The organism is Aquabacter sediminis, from assembly GCF_028863665.1.
In the GTDB taxonomy this organism is placed as follows: Bacteria; Pseudomonadota; Alphaproteobacteria; order Rhizobiales; family Xanthobacteraceae; genus L1I39.
In genome coordinates, this window is the sequence record NZ_JARBFX010000003.1 from 322,547 (window position 1) to 343,297 (window position 20,751).

Below are 20,751 nucleotides of genomic sequence, written 5' to 3' on the forward strand. Positions count from 1 at the left end.
CCGTTGTACGGCCAGAGGACCATGACCTATCCCATTTGGGACGACAGTCACGCCCGACGCGTGCGCGCCATGATTCACCTGAAAGGCAGCACCATGGTGCTGCTGGGGGCGGCGTGGTGCGCGGGTGGCCTTATGATTGAGCGCCAGATGCTGGCCCTCTTCAACGGGCTTCTGGCCCTGACCGGTGCCAGCCTCCTCGTCCTCGCCTGTCTGGGACGGTTGCGGACCGCGACCATCGCCACCGCCCACCTGACCCCGCTGCTGCTTTGCGCCCTCTGTCTTCTGGACAATCCCGCACCCGGCGTGCCGCGTTCCACCCATCTTTTCTTCCTGGCCATCGCCGCAGGCAGCTATTTTGTCTTCCGGCGGGACGACACCTATCTGCGCCTGATCCTCCCGGCAGCGTACCTGGTGGCCTTCCTGGTGTTCGCCTTGACGCCGCTGAGGCTCTCCGATCCCGCGCTCATCATTCCCCCCTGGGCCGACTGGCCAGCGGCCTGGGTCAACACCGTCTCGGCCGTCTTTGCCCTGGTCGTCACCATCGTGCTGATGCATGCGGACCTGACCGACCGCCGCAGCCGGGAGGCGGAGCTGCGCCGAGCCATCGCCCGCGCGGAATTTGTCTTGCACTACCAGCCCCAGGTGGACCGGAACGGATGGGTGACAGGCGCAGAGGCGCTGGTGCGCTGGCACCACCCCAAGCGTGGCGAAGTGGGACCCGACGATTTCATTCCGCTCGCCGAGGAATCCGGCCTCATCGTGCCCATCGGCGACTTCGTGCTTCGGGCCGCCTGCGCCCAGCTCGCACGGTGGCACGCCCGTCCGGAGACGGCCCATCTGACGCTTTCGGTCAATATCAGCGCGTCCCAGTTCCTCCAGCCCGATTTCGTGCCGAATCTTCTGGAAACCGTTCGGCGCAGCGGCGCCCGCCCCTGCCAGCTCACGCTGGAGCTGACGGAAAGCATGCTGGTGGGGGACATGGCCGCCACCGCCGCCCGGATGCAAGCCCTGCGGGAAAGCGGGATCGTCTGGGCGCTCGACGATCTCGGGACCGGCTATTCCAGCCTGCGCGCCCTCAGCGGCCTGCCCTTCGGCCAGATCAAGATCGACCAGAGCTTCGTCGCCGCCATGGCGCGCGGAGAGGCGGACATGCACATCATCGAGGCTGTCACCACCCTCAGCCGCCGCCTGTCGCTGGCGCTGGTGGCCGAGGGGGTGGAGACGCCCGACCAGTTCCGCCGGCTGGTGGAAGCCGGGTGCCAGGGCTTTCAGGGCTATCTGTTCGGCCCTGCCGTGGAAATCACCACCTTCGAGGCCGCTCTTCCAGATGCCAGCGCCGCGCGCACGGCGGCGGCGATCTGATCGCCCCCGACGCCGGAGCGGCGAGAGCGCGATCCGGCCAGATGGATCCGGCACGCGGCTCCATCTGGCCGGCGCGGAAGCCGCCGGCCGCTACTCCGCGGCCTGGGGCGGCATCGGTGTGGCGGGGGTGCCGTACATGCGCGGGTCGGCCTGCCCAAGGGTGCCATCGTCCTGGGCCAGAGGACGGATCTCCTCATAGTCCGGCTGGCCCTTGCCGTCGGGCGAGGGACCGCTGGCCCAGCTTGCGGACTTGGCCGCGTGCCCTCGGAGGCGCCGATATAACGATAGGCGACCTGGCTCATCTCCCGCTCCTGCGGGAAATAGGCGGGCACCGGCGTCTGGTCGAAGCCCTCCTCCTCCAGTTCCCGGATGGCCGCGAGCCACTGGTTCTGGTGCATGGTGTCGCGGGCGATGAGGAAGGACAGCATGTCCCGCACGCCGCTGTCGCTGGTGAGATTATAGAGCCGCGCCACCTGGAGGCGGCCCTGGCTTTCGGCCGTGAGATTGAAGCGGAAGTCGGCGAGAAGATTGCCGCTGGCGGCCATGTAGCCGGCGGTCCAGGGATTGCCGGCGCTGTCCACCGGGCGCGGGCCGGAGCCGGCGACGATCACATGCTGCGGGTTCATGCCCGCCATGATGGCATCCTCGATGCGCGCACCGCCCAGGATCGCCCCCACCGCCGAATCCTTGGCCGCATTCTCCTGCGCCTCCACGGGGGAGGTCTCCAGGAGGCGGGCGATCATGGTGGCGAGCATCTCCACATGGCCGATTTCCTCGGTGCCGATGTCGCAGATCATGTCGCGGTACTTCTGCGGCCCCCGGCAGGTCCAGCCCTGCCAGAGATAGCTCATCATCACCGAGATCTCGCCCCACTGGCCGCCAAGCGGTTCCTGGAGCAGCTTGGCGAACAGCGGATCGGGACGATCGGGACGGGCCTGATATTGCAATGCCTTGCGATGAATGAACATGCGCGTCTCCTTCGGGGGTGGGCCTGAGGACGGGCCGGATGGGAGGGGCCCGACACGCTGCACCTCGCGCGCCGGCCGCCCCGAGGAGAAAGCGGAGACACCGCGCATTATTCCCAACGACTTTGCATCTTCCAAGCTATACACACCATCCAAACGTAATATACACAGTTTAGACCTGCACTACGCAGTATTTTATTGTCAAACTTAAGACTACGGCCACGGCAAAGACTTCACCTTGCGCCGGCGCGTCCTCACACATTCCGCTCCGTGTGCTCAGCCGGCCGGTTGAAATAGCCCGCATGCCGCATGTCTTCGAGAAGGCCTGGGCCGTGCGGCTGCCAGCCGAGGCGAGCCCGGGTGGCGGCGCTGGAGGTGGGCTGGTCGATGGACGCAAAGCCCGCGAACCAGCCGAAATGCCGCTGCGCGTCCACCGGCGAGAGCGAGACGCAAGGCAGGCTCAGCCCCTCGGCAATGGCCTGCGCGATCTCCCGGAACGGGATGCTCTCCTCGGCCACGGCATGGAACGTCTCAGCGCCCGGCCCCTGCTCCACCGCCAGGCGGTAGGCGCGGGCGGCATCGCGCACATGCACCGCCGGCCAGGCATTTTCGCCCTCCTCCCGATAGGCCGAAACCCCGCTGCGCCGGGCCATCTCGATCAGCATGGGGACAAAGCCATGATCACCCGGGCCGTGCACGGAGGGGGGCAGGCGCATGACGCTGGCGGGAATGCCCCGCGCGCTCAGGTCGTGTGCCGCCCATTCGGAGGCGCGGGGATAATGCTCCGAGGGCGGGAAGGCCCGGTCGCCTTCCACCGCGCGCCGCCCGGCGGCGTCGAGGGAGGCGAGCCCGCTGGTCACCACCAGGGGCTTTCCGGCGGCTCCCTCCCCGAGCGCCAGGATGGCGGCCCGGTCGATGGCGCAGGACTGCGCGAAGCGCGCGAAGTCATGGATGAAGCCGGTATGGATCACCGCATCCGCGGTTGCCGCCGCCCTTCGCAGCGTGTCGCGCGCCTCCAGGTCGCCGGCCAAGGGCTCCGCGCCCAGGTCCCGCAGCCGCTGCGCGCTGGCGGCGGAGCGCGCGAGGCCGAGCACCTGATGCCCATGGGCCAGCAATTCCTCCACCACCGCCGCGCCGACAAAGCCTGTGGCCCCGGTGACAAATACGTTCATGGTCGCTCTCCGTCTTGTGCGGTGGCGGACTATGGGCCAGGATTTATCCAGTTAAAGACGTGTCCTTATAGGGGTATAATGACTGACAGGATAAGCGGGGACGGCGCCGGGGGGCGCCTCGCGCGCTTTCTGCGGGAGCGCCGGCAGCGGCTGGATCCCGCAGCCCTTGGCCTTGGCGGGCGCCGCCGCACCCCCGGCTTGCGGCGCGAGGAAGTGGCCCAGCGCGCGCACATCTCCACCACCTGGTACACCTGGCTGGAACAGGGGCGCGGCGGGGCGCCTTCCCCGGCCGTGCTCGACCGGCTGGCCGAGGCCCTCCTGATGACCGAGGCGGAGCGGGAACACCTGTTCCTGGTGGCCATCGGCCGCCCGCCCAAGGCCCATGCCCTGCCGCGCGCGGGCATCTCCCAGCGCCTCCAGCGCTTTCTCGACGCCATGCCGCTGATCCCGGCGACGGTGGCCACCTCCAGCTGGGACATCATCGCCTGGAACCACGCCGCGCGCCGGGTGCTCACCGATTACGAGGCCCTGCCGCCGCCCGAGCGGAACATCCTGCGGCGCATGTTCCTCGATCCAAAGACCCGCGCGGCGCAGAGCGACTGGGCGACGGTGGCCCGCTTCCTGGTCGCCACCTTCCGGGCCGAGACCGCGCGGGTGGGCGACACGAGGCGGGCGGACGAACTGGTGGCCGAACTGGGCGCGGCCAGCGCGGACTTTGCGCGCATGTGGAACGAGACCGACGTGCGCGAGACCGGAGAGGGTGCCAAGACCATCCGCCATGCCATTGCCGGCGAGATCAGCCTCGAATTTTCCTGCTTCGCCGTCGATGGCCGCCCAGACCTCAAGCTGGTCATCTACAATCCCGCCGGCGAGGCCGACCTCCAGAAGGTTCGCCAGCTCTGCGCGGCGGGCCCCTTCAGCGGCGGCTTGCCACCCGTCTGACCTTAACTCCCATAGGCAAGGCTCCGGTAAGCAGGCTCAAGGGCGCGCCGGAACACATGCCGGACGCCGCCCGCCCGGCCGCGCGCCGACCGCAGGGCCGCTTGCGTGCGTCCTCCGGTCACATCCGCCGGACAGAAATGAACTTTGCTGCATTGCACGCGTTGTCCTGTGTCCGAGGGCGCTCCGCTGTCCCGCGCCCGGTGCAGAAGGAGCCCTCATGAGCCTGTCCGCCGAGATCTTGAAGACGGTGATCCTGCCGCTCAGCGGATCGAAGGCCATGATGGCCGATCCGAGCCGGCTGGAAGCGGCGGCTTTGAAGTCCCAGTCCGCCGGCGCCTCGCCCCCCGGCCTGCTGCTGCGGCGGGGCGTGCAGGTTCTGGAGAGCAACGAGACGGGAACGCACTGCTTCCATTGCTTCCCGGACGGCGACAGCGTCGCCACGCGCGTGCTCTACGTGCATGGCGGCGCCTATTCCCTGGAGCTCGCCAGCTACCAGTGGTCGATCATCACCGACCTGGTGCGCCGCTGCGGCACACCCTTCCATGTGCCCGTCTTTCCCCTTGCCCCCCGCCACACCTGGCGCGAGGCCATGGACGCGCTGCTCGCCATCCAGGCGGTGCTGGTCCAGCGCGACGGGCCGCTGGTGCTGATGGGGGATTCGTCGGGCGCGGCGCTGGCCTTGTCCCTGGCGCAGGAATTGCGGGCGCGCGGCGACAAGGGCGTTGATGCCCTCGTCCTGCTGTCGCCGGCCCTCGACTATACCTTCTCGGCTCCCGAAAGCGCCGAGATCGCGCCCCACGATCCCCTGCTGGCCCAGGCCGGGCCGCGCTGGGCCGCCGCCGCCTTTTCCCCCACCGGGGATGCCTCGGATCCGGCGGTGAGCCCGCTCTTCGGCGATTTCAGGGGCCTGCCCTCCCTCCATCTGTTCGGCGGCACGCTGGACCTCACCAGCCCGGACGCCGTGCGTGCCCATGAGCGGGCGCAGGCGGCAGGGGCGCGCTCCTACCTGCGCCTTTACGACGACATGCCCCATGTCTTCATGTCCGCCTCCATCCCCGAGGCGGAGGAATGCCTGGGCGAGATCGCCCGTGTGCTTGACGAGGTGGAGCGGCACGCCCGCCCGTGAGGCGCCCGCCCGCCCTTCCCCTTGAGGTTGCGCGCAGGCCCGATCGGGGGCAGGCTGCGCCGCCCTTCTTCGCCCGCGAGGCTTTCTCATGAATCCCGGTGACTTCCTCGGCAGCGGCGCGGTGACCCTGGCGTTCGCCGCCTTCGTCATCTTGTGCATCTTCCTCGGCGTGCGCATCGTGCCGCAGTCGGAAAAATATGTGGTTGAACGCTTCGGCCGCCTGCGCGCGGTGCTGGGGCCGGGCATCAATTTCGTCATCCCCTTCTTCGACCGGGTGGCGCACAAGATCTCCATCCTGGAGCGCCAGCTTCCCAATGCCACCCAGGACGCCATCACCGCCGACAATGTGCTGGTGCGGGTGGAGACCTCGGTCTTCTATCGCATCACCGAGCCGGAAAAGACCGTCTACCGCATCCGCGACGTGGACGCGGCCATTGCCACCACGGTCGCCGGCATCGTGCGCTCGGAGATCGGCAAGCTGGAGCTGGACCAGGTGCAGTCCAACCGCGCCCAGCTCATCGAGCGGGTGCGCGAGCATGTGCGCGCCATGGTGGACGACTGGGGCGTGGAGGTGACGCGGGCCGAGATCCTGGACGTCAATCTGGACGAGGCCACCCGCGCCGCCATGCTCCAGCAGCTCAATGCCGAGCGCGCCCGCCGCGCCCAGGTGATGGAGGCGGAAGGCCGCAAGCGCTCGGTGGAGCTGGCCGCCGACGCGGCGCTTTATGCCGCCGAGCAGGAGGCCAAGGCCCGCCGTGTCACGGCGGATGCGGAAGCCTATGCCACCGGCGTGATTGCCGCCGCCATCTCCGCCAATGGCCTGGAGGCGGCGCAGTTCCAGATCGCCCAGAAGCAGGTGGCCGCGCTCGCGGAAGTGGCCAAGGGAAATGGCCAGCAGACCATCCTCATCCCGGCACAGGCGCTGGAGGCCTTCGCCGACGCCTTCAAGATGCTGAAGGGGCGCGCCTGACATGTGGACGGTGTGGTGGGTCTGGGTGGTGGCCGGCATCGTGCTGGCCATCCTGGAAATGCTGACCTCGGGCTACATCTTCCTGGGATTCGCCATCGGCGCGGCGGTGGTGGGGGCGCTCCTCGCGCTGGGCCTGCTGGGGGAGAGCGTGCCTCTGCTTCTGCTGGTCTTTGCCTGCGCCGCACTCGCCGCCTGGCTTGGCCTGCGCCGCCTCACCCGCGCCAGAAGCGGCAAGGGAAAGGGCGTGCACATGCGCGGCAATGTGAAGATCTGGGACAAGGACGTGAACGAGAATTGAACGCCTCATCGCTGTTCTGAGGACGCAGGGCGATCCCTGCCCCAGAGCAGTCCCGGCCGGGCGCAAGCATGCCCTCGCCCAATAACCGCTTTCAGCCAAGGCCAAGACGATCTACGATTCCGCATCCGGGGATCTTGAACGATTCACGGTCAGGGATCGGGAAAACGAAGCTGTCCTCGCCGCCACCCAGGCTTTCCTGAAGGGCGGGGGAGCGGAGGCCTTCGGCGAGAGGATGCAGGAGCGGTGACCGGCCAAGGTCAGACCGGATCTCTCCCGTGCCGCGCCACCCGGTTCCCACCCCGCGACAAGAGGACGTGAATGTGACGAAGATGCCCGTGGACTTGAAGGCCCGTGCCGAAGCGGTCTTCTCCGCGCCTGCGGCTCCGGTGGCCCCCGAGGCGGACTCCGTGCAGGCCAAGATGGCCCGCCAGAGGGCGCTGCGCGAGGCGCGGGAGAAAGCGGAATCCGACCGCATGGAGATGGCCCGCGAGAAGACCCGCCGCGCGCGGGAAGCGCGGCAGGCGCGGGCCAAGTAGGCGCCACAAGGGAACGGCGCGGGGAAGGCAGAGGACACGCCTGGACGCGCGCCCGTCAGCGCCCGGCGGAGCCTGCGGCAACGGGAAACCGCTGCGCGCCGGTTGCATTGGTGGTAGGTTGCGTCCCAGGCGGGGGCCTACACTGATGCGATATGACAGAATCACATGGCTGATGGCGGGGCTCGTGGCCCTGAGTTTCGGCGGGGCTTTTCGCGCGCCTCCCGCCATGGCGGCATCCGCCGCCGCCCCATGGACGATGCGCGACCAGGGTGAGACGGTGGAGGCGTTCACGCGCAACCGCGCCGGCTCCACCGCCCTCGTGCTCTCCTGTCGCCCCGGCGGCCCCCTGCGCCTCAGTCTCATTCTGTCCCTGCAATCGGGGTGGCGGCCGGACGGGGCGGCCATGCTGGACATTGACGGCGCCACCTTTCCCGTCGCCATCGAAGCGTTCGGCGCGGGGGTGTTCCTGAGCGATCTGGCCGGCGGGGGGCTCGGCCTCAAGCCGGACACCGTGCGGGCCATCGGCGCGGGCAAGGGTCTCACCTTGGCGGGACCGGCCACCCGCGCCATGACGCCGAAAGGCCCCGTCTTCGATCTGTCCGGCGCCGGCGAAGTGATCGCGCGGCTGACGGATAGGTGCGGGCTTGCCCACGCCGCCCCGGCCGGCAGCGCGCCGGCCGCGCCGCAGCCTGCGGCTCGCCTGCCCCTGGTGCCGGGGGAATATAGCGTCGGCCGCTGCCTCACGCCGCCCGACGCGGCGCGCTCCATCGGCCTCTATACTTTTCCCGACGGTCGTTTCGCCGGCCGGCAATTTCTCTCGCCTGCGGCGGAGGGCATGTTCGGCATCTGCACGCTCGCGGAGCCCCTCACCGTGGCAGGAAACGTCTATTCCGGCGCCCCCTCCTGCGAGAGTGGCGGTCGCTCCTCATCTGATCTCGGGCGCTTTCGGTTCAGCTTCCAGGTTGTGGACGAGAAGACTTTCGTCTCGAAGGGCAAGACCTATGCCTGGTGTGCAGCGCATCGCTGAGGACGGTGGGCGCGCCCGCCGGGGTCGCGCGCGAAGGGGGGCACGATGTTTCCGATCTTCATCCACATCATCGACGACCGCGACGCCCATTCAGGAGCCGGCATTCTCTTCCTGGCCGTCTTCGGGCTCGCGGCGGCGGCGGCGGCCGTGTTCGGGGTGGTGTTCCTGATCTTTGGTTTTCCCGCCACGGTGATGCTGCCTTTGGCCTATCTGGTCTCCGGGCTGCTGTTTCCCGGCGTCCTGTCGCTCTCGCTGGTCCAGCTCAGTGTCTGCTTCGCGGTGATCCTTGTCGGCGTGATGCTCCTGCTGAGTGCCCTGCCGCGCTGGGTGGGGGCCGGCCTGTGCGGCCTCGGCGCGGTCCAGTCGGTGACCTGGATGGAGCTGGAGCCGGGGCCTTGGGCCATCGCCTTCCTGATCCTGATCGCGGTCGGCTTTTCCACCTGGGGCTTCATCCTGGCCACGGTGATCGGGCGGCTGCCGGGGCTGCGCACCCTGCGGGCGCTGAGCCGCTCCCGTGCCGCCAATCTCATCTGCCCGCCTTTGGCGGCCGTGGGCGTCGTCGCCATCCTCCACGCCCTGAACCTGTTCGGCCCACCCTCGGCCCAGACGGTCAGCCCGCTGATCCGGGACATGTGGCTCGCGGGCCTGGTGCTGGCATGGCTCCTGCTGGTGGGGGGCGTCGCGTGGCTGGCGCAGCGCCGCGGCACCGCCCTGCCCCGCTATGGGGTGCGCAGGCGAGCGTGCGATGGCGGATTAAGGTGCGCGTGCGCCCTTCGCGCGCCCTGCGCGATCCGGCCGGGAAAGGAGAGCCAATGGCCGACGATGCCCTGCCCTTGAGCGAGAACCTGCCCCTGAGCGAGAAGGAGAAGGAAATCCTTCAGTTTCTCCACTTCTATCGCGGCATCGCGGACAAGAGCCCGCACATCCTGCGCGAGATGGACGATTACATTGACGGGCTCTCGCACCAGGAGGTGGCGTTCCTGCTCCGCCATCGGACGCGGCTGGACCACAGGGATGCTACATCCGCGCTCGACCCGCACGCCGCACCGCAGGCGCCCGGCGACGGGGAATGAGGATGTCCTCCCCTTGCCCACCAACGCCGAGGTCGCAGGCCGATGGATGACACCACGGATGCAGGGAACGGGGACGGGGACGGGGACGGGGATCCGCACGGCGATGCCGCCCTCCCCCGCGCGGGAGCGGCCCGGCCGGGCGATGACGGTCCCGGCTTCACCTTGCCATTCTTCATGACCGCCGAATATGAGCGCCGGCGCGCCCTGCGCCGGCCCCTTCGCGCCGACGGGACGGTGTTCGCCGGCCTGTCTCCCGACACCGGCGCGGTGCTGCACACGCGACCGGACGATGAAAGCCCCCATCCCGTCGATTTCTGCCTGATCCGCGGCCGCGATATCGACGCCCTCGCCCGTCGGGCGCGCTGGAATGGCTATGAGGATTGGCGCATCCCCTCCCCGGCTGAATTGCAGATGATGTACCAGGACCGGGACCTCATCCGAGGCTTTGGCGGCGACTGGTACTGGACGTCATGCCTGACCTCGCCGGTCACGCGGATGGCGCTGCGCTTCCGCGATGGCTGCCTGGCCGCGCATTATCTGGTTTCGGCAAAAGCGCGCCTGCGCCTGGTGCGCGATGGCGCGGCGTGATGGAGGCGCCCCCCTTGGACCGGCATGCGTTCCGGTGAGATGGATGCGCGATGTTCCGCGAGCCCGGCGCGTGGAGGGCGGAGCCGTGTCGCGGCGTGCAAACCGGCGATAATTGCCCCGCGGCCGCGTGGTGCTGGACAAGCTTCGCCGTGCACTGGACAATTGGCGCCATGTTACCGTTTCGCCGCAGGAATTCCCGCTGGCGGGGCGCCTGGGTCCGCACGGGGTTCGCCGCATGAGGGTCGCGTCCACAGACAGCCGGCAGCGCTGGTGCGCGGTGTTCGCGGCGGCCGGTGCGCTGGGCATGATCATGATCGACGGCACCGGGACCGCCGTGGCGCTCCCCTCCATCCAGCGCGACCTGATGCTGAGCCATGGGGCGCAGCAATGGATCATCACCCTCTATGCGCTCACCGTGGCCGTCGCCATCGCCACCGGGGGGCGGCTGGCAGACGTGGAGGGGCGCGCGCGCATGTTCCGCGCTGGCGTGGTGCTGTTCGCCTTCGGCTCCATGGTCAGCGGGCTTTCGGTGAACCTGCCCATGCTCCTGTGCGGGCGCGCCCTGGAGGGGCTCGGCAATATCATGATGGCGCCCGCCGCCGCGCTGCTGGCCACCGAGGCCTTCGGCCCCTCCGGGCGCGGCCGCGCCATGGGGCTCTATAGCGGGCTCGGGGGGCTGGCCATGGTCTTCGGCCCCATCGTGTGCGGGGCGCTGGTGCAGGCGGGGAGCTGGCGCTGGGCCTTCTTCGTCAATCTGCCGCTCGCCGCCCTCGTCCTGGTGCTGCTGGCGAAGGCTGGGCCTGCCGCCGCGAGCCCGCGCAGCGGCACTTTCCGGCCAGCCCATTCCCTGCTGCTGGCGGCGGCGCTCGGCCCCATGGTGCTCGGCCTGCAGCAGAGCCATTCCTGGGGCTGGACCTCGCCGCTCACCGTCGGCCTGATCGCCAGCGGATGCCTGCTGCTGGGGGTGTTCATTCTCACCCAGGCGCGGGCAGACGACCCGCTGATGGATGTGCGCCTGTTCACGCGGCGGCAATTCAGCGCCGACGGGATCGTGCTGTTCTGCATTCAGAGCGCCATCGTGGGGCAATCGGCCTATGGCGCCATCTTTCTCCAGCGGGTGCTGCATTTCACGCCCCTGGAGTCGGGCCTGGCCATGCTGCTCTTCCTGGTGCCCATGTTGATCTGCGCCCCGCTCTCGGGGGTGCTGTATGACCGCCATGGCGCGAAGCTTCCGGTGGTGGCGGGCCTCAGCCTCGCCACGCTCGGATTCTTCCTGGAGACCCAGGCCCTGCCGCGCATGGATTTCGCCTATATGGTGCCCGCCTTGATCCTGCTCGGCGCCGGCATCGGCCTGTGCGTCTCCCAGACCTATACGGACGGCACCGCCCAGGTGTCGGAAAGCCAGCGGGGCCGGGCCTTTGGCGCCCTGGATACGGTGCGTCAGCTGGGCGGCGCCATGGGCATGGCGGCCATCGGCACGGTGGTGGTGGCCATGGAGCGCGGACGCTTCCACGCCATCGCCGAGGCCTCGGGCGTCGAGGGGGCCGCGCGCGCGCAGCTCGAAGTCATCATGGAGCAAGCCATCTACGGCAATGAGGAGGCCGCGCGGACGCTCGCGGCGCAGGCACCGGCGGTGGCCGAGGCCCTGCGGCTCAGCGCGGCGCGCAGCATTGCCGATGGCTATTATGTGGGATTCATCATGCTCGCTGTCGCCTTGCTCGCCGTGATCGTCCTGATGCGCGGCCGTCCCAACACGACCCGCGCGCCCGTAAAGGTGACCATCTGATGCGCATCGTCCTCGCCTCCCTCGGCTCGCTCGGCGACCTCTTCCCTATGCTGGCGGTGGCACAGGCCCTGAAGGCACGGGGCCATGAGCCGGTGGTCGCCGCCCCCGCCGCCTATGAGAGCCGCATCACCGCCCTCGGCCTGCCCTTCCATCCCCTGCGGCCGGATTTTCCGCCGGAGGTGCTGACCCATATTTTCGGCGACCCGGTCCATGGCGGAAAGCGCCTCTATCTGGAAACCGTCTTCCCTTGCGTGCGCGAGACCTATGCGGACCTCATGGCCGCCGCGCAGGGCGCCGATGCCCTGGTGGTGGGGGAACTGGTCTATGTGGCGCCTTTGGTGGCAGCCAAGCTCGGCCTGCCCTGGGCCAATGTGATGCTCTCGCCCACCACCTTCATGTCGGCGCTCGACCCGTGCGTCCTCACCTGGTTCCCGGCGGGCTATCATCTGCGCCACCTCGGCACCTGGCCGCAGCGCATCCTGCTCAATATCGCGCGCCGCATGTCCAATGCCTGGGGCGCGCCGCTCACCGCCCTGGCGCAGGAACTGGGGGTGGAGACCCATGGCGGTGTCCTGTTCGAGGGCAAGTTCTCGCCCCATCTGGTGCTGGCCCTGTTCTCCCCCGCCTTCGGCCCGCTCCAGCGGGACTGGCCGGCGGCCTCGGTCCAGACCGGCTTTCCCTTCCTGGCCCAGGCGCCCAACCCGGAAACCGCCGCGCGCATCACCGCCTTCCTGGCGGCGGGGCCGGCGCCGGTGGTGTTCACGCTCGGCACCACCGTGGTGCACCTCGCCCGCGACTTCTACCAGATCGCCGCCGACACGGCGCAAGCCCTCGGCCGGCGGGCTGTCCTGCTCATGGGCAAGAATGAGCCGCCCAAGGCTCCCGCGGACCAGGTGCTGGCGCTGGACTTTGCCCCCCATGCGAGCCTCTTTCCCCATGCGGCCGCGGTGGTTCAGCACGGGGGCGTCGGCGGCTGCGCGGAGGCGCTGCGCGCCGGCGTGCCGGTGCTGACCATTCCCGTGGGCTTCGACCAGCCGGACAATGCCGAGCGCCTGCGCCGCATGGGGGTGGGCGCGGTGCTGCCCCACACGCGCGTCAGCCGGGAGACCCTGGAGCGCGCCTTGCGCGCGGTGCTCGCCGACACCGCCATGGCCGCCCGCGCCAAGGCGGTGGCCGCCGCCATGGACCCGGAGGGGGACATGGCCCGCAACGTGGCGGCCATCGAGGCCATGGTCCGCCGCGCGCCGCGCGCGTCCACCGCCGCTTGACCGTCCCAATCCGGCCCCCATCCCAAACGAGGCCCCGAGGGGCCGAAAACACGTCCCAAGGAGTTCCCCATGCCGCAGACCCCTGCGCCTCCCGCCCTGAAGCGTGTGGATCTCGCGCACGGGGCCGACACCCTCAAGGTGGGTTGGTTCCCCGGCGCCAGCGGCGCGGCGGTGCGCGAGGCCGTGCGCGCGGCGGCGGGCCTTGCGGCGGACGCGGCCTTTCATGTGGAGACGGCGGACGGCATCACCGTCGCCCTCGATGACAGCCTGCCGGATGGCCTTCACTTGCGTCTTGTGGTGGAGCATGCGGCGGCGACGGCCACGCCCGCCCCGGCGACGCACGCCGCCCACCAGCCGGTGCCCGGCCCCCGGCCCTATCCCATCGTCGGCAACCTGCCCGAACTGCACAATGCGGACGGCCTGGTGGCGGCCCTGGACGCGCTCCATGCCAAGCATGGCGAATTCTTCGCCTTCCAGGTGGGCCGAAAGCGCGCCTATTTCTGCTCGAACCCCGACATCGTCTCGGAAATGTGCGCCGCGCCCACCATCTTCGCCAAGCAGGTGGAAGGGCGCGGCGGGCTGCGCGACCTCGCCGACAAGAGCGTGGGCAGCGCGCTCTTCACCTCCTCCGACGATGACCCGCTCTGGCACCAGGCGCACCGCATCCTCGCCCCCGCCTTCGGCGCCACGGCCCTGAAGAATTATTACGGCCGCATCGTCGAGGTGGCGGACGACCTGCTCGCCCATCTCGACCGCCTCGGCCCCGGCGAGAGCTTCCTCGCCACCGACCTGATGACGCGGATGACCTTCGAGGCCATCTCCTATGCCGCCTTCAACCGCCGCTATGGGGCCATCGACGCGCCGGACCTGCCGGCCTTCGTGGAGGCCATGAATGTGGTGCTCACCGACGCCATGGCCGAGACCAGGCGCCTTTTGCCGGAGGTCTTCTACCACGAGGTGCGCAAGCGGCGTGCGGCCGCCGACAAGATCATGCTGGACGAGGTGGAGACCATCATCGCCGAGCGCCGGGCCGCCATGGCGGCGGGCGCGGCGGTGCCCACCGACCTGCTCCAGGTGATGCTCACCACCCCCGACCGGGTCACCGGCCAGAAGCTGCCGAACGACAATATTCGCGGCCAGCTCATCGTGCTGCTGATCGCCGGGCACGAGACCACGTCGGGCATGCTGGCCTATGCGCTCTACTATTTGTGGAAATATCCCGAGACGCTGGAAAAGCTCATCGCCGAGGTGGACCAGGTGCTGGGCCGGGACTTCTCCTATTCGCCCACCTATGAGGATGTGGGCCGGCTCGTCTATACGCAGCGGGTGCTGAAAGAGGCGCTGCGCCTGTGCCCGCCGGTGCCCGTGATCCCGCGCTACATCACCCGCGACGCCACGGTGGGGAACGGCCGCTATGACGTGAAGGCGGGCGAGCGCCTGTTCGTGTCGCTCACGGCCATGCAGCGCAATCCGCGCATTTGGGGCCCCGATGCCCAGGCCTTTCGCCCCGACCGCTTCGCGCCGGAGGAGGAGAAGCTCCACCATCCCCACGCCTACCACCCCTTCGGCATGGGTGCGCGCTCCTGCATCGGCTTCCAGTTCGCCCTGCTGGAGGCCAAGATGGTGCTGGCGCGCCTCGTCCAGCGCTACACGGTCCGGCCCAAGGACCCCCATTACGTCTTGCGCCACAAGCAGGCGCTCACCGTGAAGCCCGACCATCTGGACATGCTGCTGGAGCGGCGGCCGGAGGTGAAGGGCCGCTTTCCCGTGCGCCCCGCCGCCGCCAAGGCGGAGGGCGCGCTGGCGGCGCCGGTGGCGGGGGGCGGGCGGCCCCTGCGCCTGCTCTACGGCTCCAATATGGGCGGCTGCCGCGACATCGCCCTCGCCCTCGCCCAACACGCGGCGGGGCGGGGCTATGCCGCCACCGTCGCAGAGCTGGACGATCAGGTGGGCCAGCCCTGGCCCACGGACGGGGCCGTCGTGATCGTCACCTCCACCTATAACGGCACCCCGCCGGACAATGCCGCGCGCTTTGCCCAATGGCTGGCGAGCGCCCCGGCGGGCGCCTGTGCGGGGGTGCGCCATGCGGTGCTCGGCTGCGGCAACACCCAGTGGCACCAGACCTTCCAGAAATTCCCCAAGACTGTCGCCACCCGCCTCGCCGCACTTGGCGGCACTGCCCTCCTGGAGGCGGGCACGGCGGATGCGGACGGCGATTATGAGGCAGCGGTGGAGGCCTGGACCGCCGCGCTCTGGCCGGCGCTGGACGCGGCCTTCGGCGGCGCGGCGGACACCGATGCGGCAGGCGCGGACGCCGCCGCCGAGGGGCCTGCGAAGGTGGAGCCTTCCGTAAGGGTGGAGATGGCCAATTTCGCCGGCACCGCTTCCGGCGCCGCGCCCCGCTCCGGCACGCGGCTCGATGCGGGCGCCGTGATGGTGCCGGTGCGCATGAACCGGGAATTGCTGGGCGCGGGCGCCCAGGGCTCCACGCGCCACATCGAGATCCCGCTGCCTGCCGGCACCTCCTATGCGGCGGGCGATCATCTGGCCGTCTTCCCCACCAACCCGCCAGCTTTGGTGGCAGCCGCCGCCGCCCGCTGCGGCCTGGCGGCGGAAACGCGCGTGATCCTGACCCCGCTCCATCCCCACGCCGCGGACGAGGCCGGCCTGCCGTTCGGCGTGCCGGTGAGCGTCGGCGAGCTTCTGGCCGAGCATGTGGACCTCGCCGGCCCCGTCACCCGGCGCGACCTGCGCGCCTGGGCGCAGGCGGCCCAATGCCCGCCCGACAGCGCCCGCATCGCCGCCTGGCTCTCCGACTTCCCCCACGCGGTCGCCGAGGCCAAGCCCCGCATGGAGGATTTGCTGGCGCAGGTACCCTCGGTGAAGCTCGACCTCGCCACCTTGCTCACCGTGCGCCCGGCCCTGAAGCCCCGCTATTATTCCATCTCCTCCTCGCCGCTCCTGTCGCCGGAGGCGTGCACGCTCACCGTGGGCGTCCACCATTTCGTCTCGGCCGACGGGGTTCACCATGACGGGCTGTGCAGCACCTATCTGGCTGAATGCGCCGAGGGCACGCCGGTGCGGGTGCTGGTGAAGGATACGGGCAGCACCTTCCACCTGCCGGCGGACCCCACCGTGCCGCTCATCCTGGTGGGCCCCGGCACCGGCCTTGCCCCGCTGCGCGGCTTCATCCAGGAGCGTCACGCCCAGCGCGCGCAGGGGATGGAGGTGGGCCCGGTGCAGCTCTTCTTCGGCTGCCGGGACGAGAGCGACTATCTCTATCGCGAGGAAATGGAAGCCTATGAGGCCGAGGGCACGCTCAGCCTCCTGGCGGTGGCCTTCTCCCGCCGGGCGGGGACGCCGAAGACCTATGTGCAGGACCTCCTGCGCCTCCATGGGGAGGCGGTGCGCGGCGCGGTGGCGGCGGGCGCGTCCATCCTCATCTGCGGCAATGCCCGCACCATGGCCCCAGACGTGCACGCCGCCTTCGCGGAATTGCTCGGCGCTGAGGCGGTCAAGGCGCTGGAGGACAGCGGGCGCTATCTCCAGGATGTGTGGGCGGCGGGGTGAGGCCCCTCACCCCACCCGCGCCCGCCACCCCGCCGCCTCTTCCGGCGATGCCGTGCAGGCGGCCACCAGCAAGGCGGCGGTGAGGGCGGCGGCGCGGAGGAGTTCGCCGGGCTGCACCTTGTCGCGCCGGTCTTCGGGGGTCAGGACGAAGCGGACGGCGGCGTTGGGCTCGTCATAGCCGGCCACCAGGCGGAAGGCAGGGATGCCGGCGGCGGCGAAATTGGCGTGGTCGGAATTCTGCAGGAAGGGCCGCACGCAGCGTAAGCGGTGCCCGGCCTCCTCCGCCGCGCGCAGCAGGAAGGGCTCCAGCGCCCCATAGCCGCTGGTGAGCGCCGCATGGCGCGCGCCGCCCACCACCGTGTCCAGATTGATGTCGAGGGCGATGCGATCGCGCGCCTCAGGCAGCAGGCCCGCCACATATTGCGCCGAGCCGGTGAGCGCCCATTCCTCGGCGCTGAAGAAGGCCAGCCGCACGCCGCGTTGGAAGCCCGCCACATGAGGCGCCACCGCCCGCATCACCGCGAGCGCCACCGCGACGCCCGAGGCATTGTCCAGCGCGCTTTCATTGATGTCGTGGCCGTCCACATGGGCGCTCAGGACCACAAGGTCCCGCCCCTGCCCCGGCAGGTCGAACAGCAAGGTCGCCGTTTCGCCGGGCCGGTCCTGCGCGTCGAGGTGAAAGCGCACCTTCGGCCAGCCGGCGGCGGTGCGGGCGAGGCGCGCGGCGGTCTCGGGCGAGATGCCGGCGGCGGGAATGCCCGGCTCGTCACCGGCGCGGCCGGAGGAGCCCGCCACAGCGCCCCCCGCCACGGGGCCGGCAATGAGGAAGCCGACGGCGCCCATCTCCAGGGCCATATTGTATTTGCGGCGGCGATGGATGGTGCCGGCCACGAACATCAATTCGTGGCTCACCAGCACGATGCGGCCGGCAATCTCGGCGCGGTGGGCCTCGAACTCCTCCGGCGTGCCCCGGCCGAGATCGATCACTTCAGCTTCGAGGCCCTCCGCCGGCGTCGCTCGACTGCGCACCAAAGGATGGCACAAGGCGGTGCTGCCATCGGCAAAAGCGAGGGAGGCCGCACCCGCCGTCCAGCCGCCATAGGCCACGGGCACCGCTTGGGCGGGCACGCCGGTGGCCTGCGCCCCCCGCTCCGCCACATAGGCCATGGCGTCCGCCTCGGCCTTCGTGCCGGCGAGGCGGCCGCCGAAATCGCAGAGCGCGTCGAACTCCTCCTGGAGACGGGCATCGGCGGCGAAGGCGGCAAGGTCAGACAAGAGGCGCATCAGGGCTGCTCCACGGCGGGCGAAAGAAAGGTGCCCATGTGGGCGTCGAGAAGATCCAGGAAGTTGCGGGCGATGGCCGAGGGCACCCGGTCCGCCGAATGGAAGACCGCCACCTCGTAGAGCACGGCGGGCGCGAAGGGCCGCACCTCCAGACCCAGCCCCTCGAACTGGGCGGCGGAGGCGGCATCCACGATGGAGACGCCGAGCCCATGGGCCACCATCATGCAGATGGCGGCGAACAGTTCCGAGGTGGCCACAACGTTGAGATGCGCGCCGGCGGCCCCGAACACCTTCTCAACCAGATGATGGGCGGCCCATTGCCGGGACATGCTGACGAAGGGCAGGCCGGAGAACAGAGCGGGCGTGATGACATCATGGGCAGCCAGTGCATGCCCCTTGGGCAGAATGGCGCTGCAGGCCATGCGATAGCGGGTGATGGTGAGCCCCGCCGGGTCCACGGACGCCTCGGCGATGCCGATGTCGTAGGTGCGCGAGGGGAAGAGCGAGCGCACCATGTCCGAGTTGCGCACGCTCAAGTCCACCTTCGTGTCGGGCCGCGCCTTGCCGAAGGCGGCCACCACCGGCGGCAGCAAGGTGACCCCCGCCATGGGGTGGCTGACGATGGTCAACGCCCCCATCTCGCCGGTGCGGATCTGCTCGGCCACCCGGCTGAGGTCGTTGATCTTGGCCAGCGTGCGCTCCACTTCCTCGCGGAAGACGAGGGCCTCCGTGGTGGGCCGCACCCGGTTGCCCGAGCGCTCGAACAGCGAAAAGCCCACCTCCGCCTCCAGCCGCGCGATCTGCGCGCTCACGGCCGGCTGGGTGAGCCCCAGCGCGCCCGCCGCCTGGGTGACGGAGCCGGCATCGATCACGGCGCGGAAGGCTTCGAGGAGACGATAATCCATTTGCATAAATTTTGGTTATTGCCATTTCGTGTTTGCTCGTCTGGAATATGAGCGAGCCTTGAAACACGAGGCAAGAAGACCATAACGCAAATTTATGGTCAAGTTTCTCGAGGGAGCCAGCATTGGTTGTGCCGCTGATCGCCGCCCATGAGGTGAGCAAGAGCTTCGGCCCGGTGGAGGTGCTGCGGCGCGTGGATCTCTCGATCCAGACGAGCGACGTGGTGTGCCTCATCGGTCCCTCCGGCTCGGGCAAGACCACGCTCTGCCGCTGCCTCGCTTTGTTGGAGCAGCCGAGCGCCGGCACGGTGGCCATGAACGGCGTCACCATCGCCTCGGCCCGGGACAGTTCCGAGGAGCGCCGCTCGGCGCGCGAGGTGCGGCCCGACATCGGCATGGTGTTCCAGCATTTCAATCTGTGGCCGCACATGACCGTGCTCCAGAACATCATCGAGGCTCCCTTGCGCGTGAAGCGCATGAGCCGCCCCGCCGCCATTGAGATCGCCGAGGCGCTGCTCGCCAAGGTGGGCCTCTCGGACAAGCGCGACGTGCATCCCAGCCGCCTGTCGGGCGGCCAGCAGCAGCGCGTGGCCATCGCCCGCGCGCTCGCCATGTCGCCCAAGGTGCTGCTGTTCGACGAGCCCACCTCCGCGCTGGACCCGGAGCTGCGCAACGAGGTGCTCGCCGTCATGCGCCAGCTCGCGCTGGAGGGCATGACCATGGTGGTGGTCACCCACGAAATGGGATTTGCCCGCCAGGTGGCAAGCCGCGTCGCCTTCATGGATCGCGGCGAGATCGTCGAGGAGGCCGCCCCCGAGGCCTTCTTCACCGCGCCCGCCAGCGACCGCGCCCGCCGCTTCCTGTCCCTGCTTCAGGACTGAACGTTACCCGAACCCCAGACAACGGCCGCCAAAGGCCGGGCCAACCCCAGAGGACCAAGCCATGACCCTTCCTTTTGCCAAACTCCTGCGATGGGCCGCGGCTGCGGCGCTGACCGCCTGCATCGCCGCGCCCTTGCCCGCCTCCGCCCAGGCGGTCAATTCGCGCCTCAACGACATCACCAAGAGCAAGAAGCTGCGCGTCTGCCAGTATCCGCTCTATTATTCCATCTCCTTCCGCAACCCGAAGACGGGCGAGATCGAAGGCATCGACGCCGATCTCTCCAAGGAGCTGGCCAAGGAACTGGGCGCGCAGCTGGAGATCGTGGAATCCAGCTTCGGCACCTTCATCGCCGACCTCCAGGCCAACAAGTGCGACATCGGCATGTTCGGCATCGGCGCCTCGCTGAAGCGCGCCCAGGCGGTGGAATTCTCCAAGCCCTATCTCATCACCAACATCTATGCGGTCACCCGCAAGGACGGGCCGGTGAAATCCTGGGCCGACATCGACAAGCCCGGCATGAAGGTGGCCGTGACGCTCGGCTCCTATATCGAGCCCTTCATGAAGATTTACCTGAAGAACGCCGAACTCGTCTCGGTTGCCCCGCCCAACACGCGCGAGGGTGAACTGGTGGCCGGGCGCGTGGACGTGATCATGACCGACTTCCCCACCGCCGTGAAAGTCACCGACGAGTTCGACTGGGCCAAATCCATCGAGCCGCCGGAGAAGCTGGCGGTGACGCCCTATGCCTATGTGATCAACCAGGGCGACCAGGTGTGGCTGAACTACGTGAACCTCTTCATCGACACCATCAAGCTGGATGGCCGCCTGAAGAAGTATGCGGACAAGAACAAGCTCGGCCCCATCGTCGCCCCCTGATGCCCTGAAGACGCCGCCGGCGCCCGTGACGGCGCCGGCCCGCTCGCCCGAACCCCGCGCCTGCCCCCGCCGCGTCGCCCCAACGGCGCGCACGGGCCGGCGCGTCCCATCCCGAGGCGAGCAG

19 protein-coding genes are annotated in these 20,751 nt (G+C 69.5%); 15 read left to right on the forward strand and 4 right to left on the reverse strand.

What is annotated here, in order from left to right; translation table 11 throughout:
• The first annotated feature begins 21 nt into the window (after positions 1-21).
• Complete coding sequence (locus tag PV781_RS07220) at positions 22-1,362, forward strand: putative bifunctional diguanylate cyclase/phosphodiesterase (RefSeq protein ID WP_274774958.1); 1,341 nt, start codon at positions 22-24, stop codon at positions 1,360-1,362.
• On the opposite strand, the gene PV781_RS07225 is transcribed toward PV781_RS07220, so the two are convergent.
• The gene (locus PV781_RS07225) at positions 1,275-2,330 is read right to left on the reverse strand and encodes a manganese catalase (protein WP_274774959.1); all 1,056 of its coding nucleotides are present in this window, start codon (positions 2,328-2,330) and stop codon (positions 1,275-1,277) included. The two genes, PV781_RS07220 and PV781_RS07225, sit on opposite strands and share 88 nt — an antisense overlap.
• A 251-nt stretch (positions 2,331-2,581) precedes the next feature.
• Positions 2,582-3,499: an SDR family oxidoreductase gene (locus PV781_RS07230; protein ID WP_274774960.1), complete on the reverse strand. Its 918-nt coding sequence runs from the start codon at positions 3,497-3,499 to the stop codon at positions 2,582-2,584.
• A gap of 78 nt (positions 3,500-3,577) precedes the next feature.
• Here PV781_RS07230 and PV781_RS07235 point away from each other — a divergent pair, with 78 nt between their 5' ends.
• The 12 genes from PV781_RS07235 to PV781_RS07290 all read left to right on the forward strand — a co-directional run bounded on the left by PV781_RS07235 (position 3,578) and on the right by PV781_RS07290 (position 16,683).
• A complete protein-coding gene (locus tag PV781_RS07235) occupies positions 3,578-4,441 on the forward strand; it encodes a helix-turn-helix transcriptional regulator (RefSeq protein WP_274774961.1) in 864 nt (287 codons plus the stop codon).
• Positions 4,442-4,658: 217 nt separating this feature from the next.
• Positions 4,659-5,567 carry an alpha/beta hydrolase fold domain-containing protein gene (locus tag PV781_RS07240; RefSeq protein WP_274774962.1) on the forward strand — a complete coding sequence of 303 codons (909 nt, stop codon included), beginning with the start codon at positions 4,659-4,661 and terminating at the stop codon, positions 5,565-5,567.
• 88 nt (positions 5,568-5,655) lie between these two features.
• On the forward strand, positions 5,656-6,537 hold the full coding sequence (locus PV781_RS07245) for an SPFH domain-containing protein (protein ID WP_274774963.1): 882 nt from the start codon (positions 5,656-5,658) through the stop codon (positions 6,535-6,537).
• 1 nt (position 6,538) lies between these two features.
• Positions 6,539-6,835, forward strand: a complete 297-nt coding sequence (locus PV781_RS07250) for an NfeD family protein (protein WP_274774964.1) — start codon at positions 6,539-6,541, stop codon at positions 6,833-6,835.
• A 320-nt stretch (positions 6,836-7,155) separates the two neighbouring features.
• Positions 7,156-7,371 (forward strand): hypothetical protein, encoded by a 216-nt coding sequence (locus PV781_RS07255; protein WP_274774965.1) that lies wholly within the window; start codon positions 7,156-7,158, stop codon positions 7,369-7,371.
• Between the two features lie 145 nt (positions 7,372-7,516).
• Positions 7,517-8,398: a hypothetical protein gene (locus tag PV781_RS07260; protein ID WP_274774966.1), complete on the forward strand. Its 882-nt coding sequence runs from the start codon at positions 7,517-7,519 to the stop codon at positions 8,396-8,398.
• 45 nt (positions 8,399-8,443) lie between these two features.
• On the forward strand, positions 8,444-9,235 hold the full coding sequence (locus tag PV781_RS07265) for a hypothetical protein (RefSeq protein WP_274774967.1): 792 nt from the start codon (positions 8,444-8,446) through the stop codon (positions 9,233-9,235).
• Positions 9,211-9,471 (forward strand): hypothetical protein, encoded by a 261-nt coding sequence (locus tag PV781_RS07270; protein WP_274774968.1) that lies wholly within the window; start codon positions 9,211-9,213, stop codon positions 9,469-9,471. Before PV781_RS07265 ends, PV781_RS07270 begins: the two co-directional genes overlap by 25 nt.
• A 42-nt stretch (positions 9,472-9,513) precedes the next feature.
• Positions 9,514-10,059, forward strand: a complete 546-nt coding sequence (locus PV781_RS07275) for an Lcl C-terminal domain-containing protein (RefSeq protein ID WP_274774969.1) — start codon at positions 9,514-9,516, stop codon at positions 10,057-10,059.
• A 235-nt stretch (positions 10,060-10,294) separates the two neighbouring features.
• Positions 10,295-11,845, forward strand: a complete 1,551-nt coding sequence (locus tag PV781_RS07280) for an MFS transporter (protein ID WP_274774970.1) — start codon at positions 10,295-10,297, stop codon at positions 11,843-11,845.
• Positions 11,845-13,113 (forward strand): glycosyltransferase, encoded by a 1,269-nt coding sequence (locus PV781_RS07285; protein WP_274774971.1) that lies wholly within the window; start codon positions 11,845-11,847, stop codon positions 13,111-13,113. Before PV781_RS07280 ends, PV781_RS07285 begins: the two co-directional genes overlap by 1 nt.
• Before the next feature lie 69 nt (positions 13,114-13,182).
• A complete protein-coding gene (locus PV781_RS07290) occupies positions 13,183-16,683 on the forward strand; it encodes a bifunctional cytochrome P450/NADPH--P450 reductase (RefSeq protein ID WP_274774972.1) in 3,501 nt (1,166 codons plus the stop codon).
• 6 nt (positions 16,684-16,689) lie between these two features.
• Here PV781_RS07290 and PV781_RS07295 read toward each other — a convergent pair whose 3' ends face one another.
• Together PV781_RS07295 and PV781_RS07300 are read right to left on the reverse strand one after the other, a co-directional pair.
• Positions 16,690-17,967 (reverse strand): M28 family peptidase, encoded by a 1,278-nt coding sequence (locus tag PV781_RS07295; protein WP_274774973.1) that lies wholly within the window; start codon positions 17,965-17,967, stop codon positions 16,690-16,692.
• Positions 17,967-18,872, reverse strand: coding sequence for a LysR substrate-binding domain-containing protein (locus PV781_RS07300; RefSeq protein ID WP_274774974.1), 906 nt, complete (start codon positions 18,870-18,872; stop codon positions 17,967-17,969). Before PV781_RS07300 ends, PV781_RS07295 begins: the two co-directional genes overlap by 1 nt.
• A 122-nt stretch (positions 18,873-18,994) precedes the next feature.
• Here PV781_RS07300 and PV781_RS07305 point away from each other — a divergent pair, with 122 nt between their 5' ends.
• Together PV781_RS07305 and PV781_RS07310 are read left to right on the forward strand one after the other, a co-directional pair.
• On the forward strand, positions 18,995-19,750 hold the full coding sequence (locus PV781_RS07305) for an amino acid ABC transporter ATP-binding protein (protein WP_274774975.1): 756 nt from the start codon (positions 18,995-18,997) through the stop codon (positions 19,748-19,750).
• A gap of 61 nt (positions 19,751-19,811) precedes the next feature.
• The gene (locus PV781_RS07310) at positions 19,812-20,627 is read left to right on the forward strand and encodes an ABC transporter substrate-binding protein (protein ID WP_274774976.1); all 816 of its coding nucleotides are present in this window, start codon (positions 19,812-19,814) and stop codon (positions 20,625-20,627) included.
• The last annotated feature ends 124 nt before the right edge of the window (positions 20,628-20,751 follow it).